The organism is Pseudomonas sp. 22490 (genome assembly GCF_052044465.1).
In the GTDB taxonomy this organism is placed as follows: domain Bacteria; phylum Pseudomonadota; class Gammaproteobacteria; order Pseudomonadales; family Pseudomonadaceae; genus Pseudomonas; species Pseudomonas aeruginosa.
Genome location: NZ_JBQENS010000073.1, coordinates 1 through 5,920 on the forward strand (window position 1 = coordinate 1; position 5,920 = coordinate 5,920).

At 54.8% G+C, this 5,920-nt stretch carries 6 protein-coding genes; 1 reads left to right on the top strand and 5 read right to left on the bottom strand.

Annotated elements, in window-relative coordinates; all coding sequences use genetic code 11:
* Positions 1–164: 164 nt before the first annotated feature.
* The 5 genes from ACTJJX_RS34620 to ACTJJX_RS34640 form a co-directional block, all read right to left on the bottom strand.
* Positions 165–1,535: a transposase gene (locus ACTJJX_RS34620; RefSeq protein ID WP_146538033.1), complete on the bottom strand. Its 1,371-nt coding sequence runs from the start codon at positions 1,533–1,535 to the stop codon at positions 165–167.
* A 137-nt stretch (positions 1,536–1,672) separates the two neighbouring features.
* A complete protein-coding gene (locus ACTJJX_RS34625) occupies positions 1,673–2,311 on the bottom strand; it encodes a DUF6088 family protein (RefSeq protein ID WP_146538028.1) in 639 nt (212 codons plus the stop codon).
* Positions 2,312–2,313: 2 nt separating this feature from the next.
* Positions 2,314–2,577: a BPSL0761 family protein gene (locus ACTJJX_RS34630; protein WP_146538027.1), complete on the bottom strand. Its 264-nt coding sequence runs from the start codon at positions 2,575–2,577 to the stop codon at positions 2,314–2,316.
* Positions 2,578–2,624: 47 nt separating this feature from the next.
* Positions 2,625–3,185, bottom strand: coding sequence for a hypothetical protein (locus ACTJJX_RS34635; protein WP_261390393.1), 561 nt, complete (start codon positions 3,183–3,185; stop codon positions 2,625–2,627).
* A gap of 302 nt (positions 3,186–3,487) precedes the next feature.
* Entirely contained in the window at positions 3,488–3,895 is a 408-nt protein-coding gene (locus tag ACTJJX_RS34640; RefSeq protein WP_146538025.1) for an antitoxin Xre-like helix-turn-helix domain-containing protein, read from the bottom strand.
* 252 nt (positions 3,896–4,147) lie between these two features.
* On the opposite strand from ACTJJX_RS34640, the gene ACTJJX_RS34645 reads away from it, so the two are divergent.
* Entirely contained in the window at positions 4,148–4,393 is a 246-nt protein-coding gene (locus ACTJJX_RS34645) for a hypothetical protein (RefSeq protein WP_004423113.1), read from the top strand.
* Positions 4,394–5,920 lie beyond the last annotated feature (1,527 nt).

Below are 5,920 nucleotides of genomic sequence, written 5' to 3' on the forward strand. Positions count from 1 at the left end.
GGCCGATTCTGTTGAAAAAGTAGCTTCAGCGGCAGCCTGCCGATCAAGTGTGCCTGCTATCTAAGTGGCTGCAAGCCACTTCAAGTTGCCTTCCGGCGTTTCACTGAGCGTCCTTGCTCAGGTTTGAGGGTTAATTTGAGGGTTTCTGCTCGCAGCAGGCGTACCTATCCCGTGAGCGGTGGCCCTTGAGGCAAAAGCTTGGCCATGCGTCGCAGGTTCTGCACCGTCGCCGCCAAAGTGAATTCGTCAGTGGCACCTGTCAGGCCACGCAGTCGTAAACGGTCGAGTTTCATGATCCGTTTGAGGTGGGCGAACAGCATCTCCACCTTTTTTCGTTCGCAGCGAGAGACGAGGTATTCCGGTGTCTTGGCGATGCGCCTGGCCACATCGCGGGCAGCCTCATGGATGCTGCGGACGATCTTCCGATTCGGCGTGTTGGGGCAGCATTTCGCTTTCAAAGGACAGGCGGTGCAGTCGGTTTGGCTGGAGCGATAAATGATGGTGTTGGCCTTGGTCACCCGCGATCTTTTCTGGGTGAAGGCGCGCCATTCACTGCGTAGTGGTTTGCCGGCTGGGCAGCGATATTCATTGGCTTCCTGATTCCAGTGAAAGTCCTTACTGGAGAGGCTGTCGTCCTTGCGCTCAGTCTTGTCCCACACCGGCACATGCGGCTCGATGTCCTTCTCTTCGACCATCCAGGCCAGCATCGGGGCAGTGCCATAAGCGGTGTCGCCGATAAGGCGTTCCGGTGTGAGGTCGAACTGCGCTTCGACACGCTCGACCATCGTTCTAGTCGAATCGACTTCGGCGGTACGGTGCGCCGGGGTAGCTTCCACATCCATGATCACGCCGTGCTCAGTGTCGATCAGGTAGTTCGTGGAGTAGGCAAAGTAGGCCGGGCCGCCTGGCGCTGCTGTCCAACGGGACTGAGGATCGGTGAGCGAAATTTTCTTGGGAAGAGCTTCAGCCAGCGCCTCTTCATCAAGGGCTTCGAGGTACTCGCGCACGGCGCGGCTGCTGAGTGCTGGATCGCGCCAATCGACTTCATCTCCTGCTACCCCACGTTGCCGGCTAGCATCCGCCTTGATGATGCTGGCGTCGACAGCGAAACCTTCACCCTTGACCAGACCGGCCGCCATGCAGCGCCGCAGCACTTCATTGAACAACCAGCGGAACAGATCGCTGTCACGAAAACGCCCATGGCGATTCTTCGAGAAGGTCGAGTGATTGGGGACTTCGTCTTCCAGACCCAGCCGGCAGAACCAGCGATAGGCCAGGTTCAGGTGCACCTCTTCGCACAATCGCCGCTCGGAACGAATGCCATAGCAGTAGCCGACGACCAGCATGCGCACCATCAACTCCGGGTCAATCGAGGGACGCCCGATGGGGCTATAGAAATCTGCCAGGTAGGCACGCAGATCACTGAGATCCAGGCACTGGTCGATGCTGCGCAGGAGATGTTGGGCCGGGACGTGATCTTCCAGATTGAACGAGTAGAACAGGCGCTGCTGTCCTCCCGGTAACTGTCCCATCATGCTGTTCGCCCCCAGGCTCGCTGACAAAGCAATTTTGCCAACGGCATGGGGAGGTCGCTACTTTTTCAACAGAATCGGCCGATTTCGGCCGGTCGTCACTACCGCGTTTAATGTTCGATACCAATGAAAATTCTCGGTCAACTGGAATGCAACTCGGTGGCTGAGTCAGTGCAACTTCGCATCAGCGCCATGCGCATCCATTTCGGCATTCTGCAGGCCAATAGCTTGTTCTTTTCTTCGGGACTAAGCGTTTTTTTAACTACAGCCACATCTTCCTGAGTGATGCCGCCTTTACCGAGATAAAAAAGCGCGCTGATGGCCATACCGACCTTGGTTCCTGTGCACTGCATAACCATCGGAGCCGCATGCACGAGCCTAATCTCTGCCTTCCCCACAGATATCGATCGACTAGGGCCGCTGGTGTAATAGATCGGACTAACCGGCATCTGTGTACTCAGACCGAATCGCCTCACTGCATCAGCGCCATGAATCTGCAGTGTCCAACTGTTTTTCTTGGCAATCAGATTTACCAAGTCCAATGGCCCAGGACGCACAGCTCTGCCAGTGTGCTGGCTGTATTGGGGGCGCATGTAAATGCCACGGCACACACGCTCAAGCTCGCCTTGCCGAACCAACTGGGCTAATGCCTTGGAGATGGCCGTACTCGTACCAAGCTCTGCAAAGTCGCGGATGCTGAAAGGTCTTCCTTTACGCAGCCGCTTAACCCGCCGCATAACGAGTTGAGATACCGTCGGTTCAGTCAAATAGCTGGCCATTGCTATCGCTCCTGCTCCAGCGACGAGCAGAGCAGCGGCTGGTGGTAGGCGATAACTCGGCGCCGATATTCGTCATCATCGGCACCGCTTGCTAAGCATTCCTCCAAGCGTCCCAGCGAGAACACCTCAGCTGAAGAGGGGTAGTGCCTGAGTAAACTTTTCGCATAACTGCGGATGCCCTGCGGTAGGCCCGCATCATGGGAGAGCTCACGCAAGAACTCCTCTGTTTTGACGAGGATACGAGTTCTTTCATACGGTAGGGTCAATCGTTATCTCCCAGACGGGATATGAAGGTCGCGGCTAGCTAAAGCGCTTACCAGCGCCTACCACCCATAATGCAGCCCAGCGCTTCGGGCATTGAATTAAAAGTTCCCCAGCTCGTTAAGCCGCCAGTAGCGGTGCTATCAAAACAGCACACTTCGTAGCGAACCCCTGTTGGCCAATCGCTAAACCAGAGTGCCTTTAAAGCTGCGATATGCTTTTCCACATCTTTTGCCGCCAGTTCGGGGAAGACTTTACCTATCGAAGCTTGGCTAGCCCGATGACTCACCTCCAGCCCATAAGGTCCTTCCCAACTACAACGCTCGATAAATGGACGATTCCACCAGCGGGCTTTGCATACGTCGGTATGCTGCTGGCTGTCTAGATTCTCGAATTCTGCAGGCAACGCAGGGTCTACCAACACACCCTCAATCAGCTCTACCGCGAAGAACAGTAGTCCATCTACCTGTAATTCCCTTAAGTCGTCCCGCCCACTCTGCAGGCGCTCCAGATAGGGGGCGATGCCGAGTAGTCTCTGCCTAGTTGAAAGCTGCAAAGCCTGCAGATTTGCGAAATCCCATGCGGCCCAATCCTGATCATTACGCACGATCATGATTGCGCTCCTGCTCGGCTTCCCGGCTTTCATGCCACTTGGCAAATACCCACAGAGCAGTACCCAGTGACAACAACAACCACATAATCCACTGAGGTATTTGGTATTGGGCGCCCAACCAAAGCCCAACGCCACCACACAACATCGTCACAAAAAACCATCTCATCAACGTGTACTCCCGATTACAAACGAGATGCCACGGTAACCCGATGTTCTACTGTTCTAACGCTAGCGCTGAAAATTTCGTCGGCACCCAGATTGGGAAATCAGGATGACCCGTGAGCGCTCACTCGTGCTGAGGATTAGTCCGCTCCAGGTTCACTAACCCCACAAAATGCGTCGATTCGTTTGTAGGTCTCCAAAAGCGACAGGAGGTCGCCCTGCGCCATGATTTCCAACGGCTTACGACCATTGAAGAATTCGTTTTGGTTCTCAAGACCCATAAAGCCGTAGACGTTTTCAGGGTTATCAAAGGCCAGCCTTAGGCTGGCGTGGCAGTTCAAGACAATGCTGGCCCGCTCCAGTTGATCTCGGTCGAGTTCAACGCTTTTGCCCTGATGAGCACGAGAAATACTGCTGCGCGAGACACGAAGAACATTGCTCGCCTGCTCGGTAGTGGCCTTCCATTTCTCCAGGACCCTCAGGGCCGTGCGTAGAATTACGCCACTTTGATCCGTCGAGAATGCGCGAATTCTGGATGTTGCATGCATGACGGAAGCTCCTGTCTCTAATCAGCAAAAAACGATCGGGCCTGTGACACACAGTAACCTGATGCTCGGGTTTTTAACCCTCGAACCAATAAATCGTCAGCTCCCAGATTGGGTAGCGAGGAATCCACAGCGACCACCTCTGAAACCATGAACTTTTGCTAAGCTGGCGGCCTGCGCCGCGGGGCTTCGTTGGCAACGGCTCGCTGTTGTTTCCCCCTGCGGACACCCATTCAACTGTTTCCCGGGGTTACGATGCGGAATCATGTAGTGATTGAGGACTGGGATGGCGACGGCGCTATTCGCCTACCCGATGACGTTCTGCAGGAAATGGGCGTCGACGTTGGGGATACGCTCTACCTCCTTGAGGAGTACGTGGGTACAACCCGCTGTCTGGTGCTCAGTAAGTCACCGCGCATTCCTGATCGCGTGGATGAGCTGGTTGGCGATTGGGAGTCGTTTGGCAAGGTCTCCGCCGAGATAAACGCCAAGGACGAATGAGCTAGCTGCCGCACTAACCTCGACGCTAGGGGCTGGCTAGGTGTCAAAATCGCTGATACCAATTTCGTTTTTTGTGCCCTAGATAACCACCCTTAGATACCGCAAAGAGCTATAAACTGCAGCCGGCGAGATAAGGCCAATGCCTTGCGAGACGGCACTTAGAGGCATTTTTGAACGCTTACCGCCAACCAAGATTTCTGTACGTCATTAGTCTCCGAAGGAGGGGTCGTGGGTTCGAATCCCGCCGGATGCGCCATACAAATCAAGCACTTACCAAAAGTCATTAGCCACAAGCCACCTCTCATGGGTGCATGGTGGGTGCAGTAAGCCTAAAGGAAAGCCCCGTCCTGAATCGCTCAGGCGGGGCTTTTTTATGCCGGCCAGCTCAAATGTCTGTCGTCAGTTCCAGCAGGGCAACCGGGTGGTCTGCGTCGCTCCCGGTAAGTTCGATCCCCTGGCGATTGGTCAGGCAAGGTGGGATTTTCCTCACTTCCCCCATTGGCGGTTGTGAGATAGCGCCGCGTTAGCCCATGGCTCAGTTCGGAGCCATCGCTGGTCGCGCCAAGGGGCGCACTTGAAATGCGCCCCTTCCCGGTAACGCGATCAACGTTAGTCCACCGTTAGCCAACGTTGCTCCAACGTTAATGCCCGAGGCCGTAACTCAGCGGGGTCGCCGTCTCCACAAAATTGCGGCCACGGTCGCGCGATCATCTCCTGAAAAATCAGGGCATGTTCACTACGAATATTTTGTAGTGGCGGCTTCAGCCGGTGGCTGGAGTGAGAGTTTTACGAGACTCTCGTAATACCCCGAATCTGGGGGATTTTGTGCGTCCGAAATTCGGACGCACAAAACACCGACTGACGACGAATTTCGTCCGCAGTCAAAAGGACGTTTTGCGTACTTTTGAAGCCGGGTTTTCAAATGCGGGATATTCCCGTATTTGCGCTTGAACGCAGCGAGCCTTTGCCTGCAATGCAGGAGATCCAAAACCGGCGATTTGCCGGTTTTGAGGTCAGACTATCCGACTTCAAGCCGGCCACCCGCATTTGAACGGCGGTTGGCCCCCATTGGGGGAATACCGGCTGAGGGAGAGGTCACGCATACGGTGGAAAGGTGAGCTTGTACCGGCTGGGCTTGGTGAACGTTTGGACAATCAGACTACGCGTGCTGAAGCGTTGTTTGGATAGGGGCAGAGGCAGAAAATACTCCGACCATTCAGCCTCACAATCCAAAAGCCATTGTGCAACTTTTTGGTGGATAAAGCTGTGGATAGAACGCTAGGGAAAAAACACCCAAAGGGCTCCGAGAGAATGCGCAACTTTTTGCAAGCGGTGTGCAAAAAGTTGCACAATTTTCAGTGTTCCTCCCATGAGAATCGCCAGCGAATTTTTGGCTTCCCCCAATAACGCCTTGATGGAAAAGAGTTTCAAGACTAGTGGCACGGTTCTTGTCTAGCACCGATGCCCCCGGCATATCGCCTGGGCACTTTCAACGACAAGGAACGTATCCATGGCAACCCCCGCCTA

What these genes read in the sequence shown, in the direction of transcription:
- ACTJJX_RS34620 (WP_146538033.1), bottom strand. Translation starts at nt 1,535, where the DNA reads ATGATGGGACAGTTACCGGGAGGACAGCAGCGCCTGTTCTACTCGTTC.
- ACTJJX_RS34625 (WP_146538028.1), bottom strand. Translation starts at nt 2,311, where the DNA reads ATGGCCAGCTATTTGACTGAACCGACGGTATCTCAACTCGTTATGCGG.
- ACTJJX_RS34635 (WP_261390393.1), bottom strand. Translation starts at nt 3,185, where the DNA reads ATGATCGTGCGTAATGATCAGGATTGGGCCGCATGGGATTTCGCAAAT.
- ACTJJX_RS34640 (WP_146538025.1), bottom strand. Translation starts at nt 3,895, where the DNA reads ATGCATGCAACATCCAGAATTCGCGCATTCTCGACGGATCAAAGTGGC.
- ACTJJX_RS34645 (WP_004423113.1), top strand. Translation starts at nt 4,148, where the DNA reads ATGCGGAATCATGTAGTGATTGAGGACTGGGATGGCGACGGCGCTATT.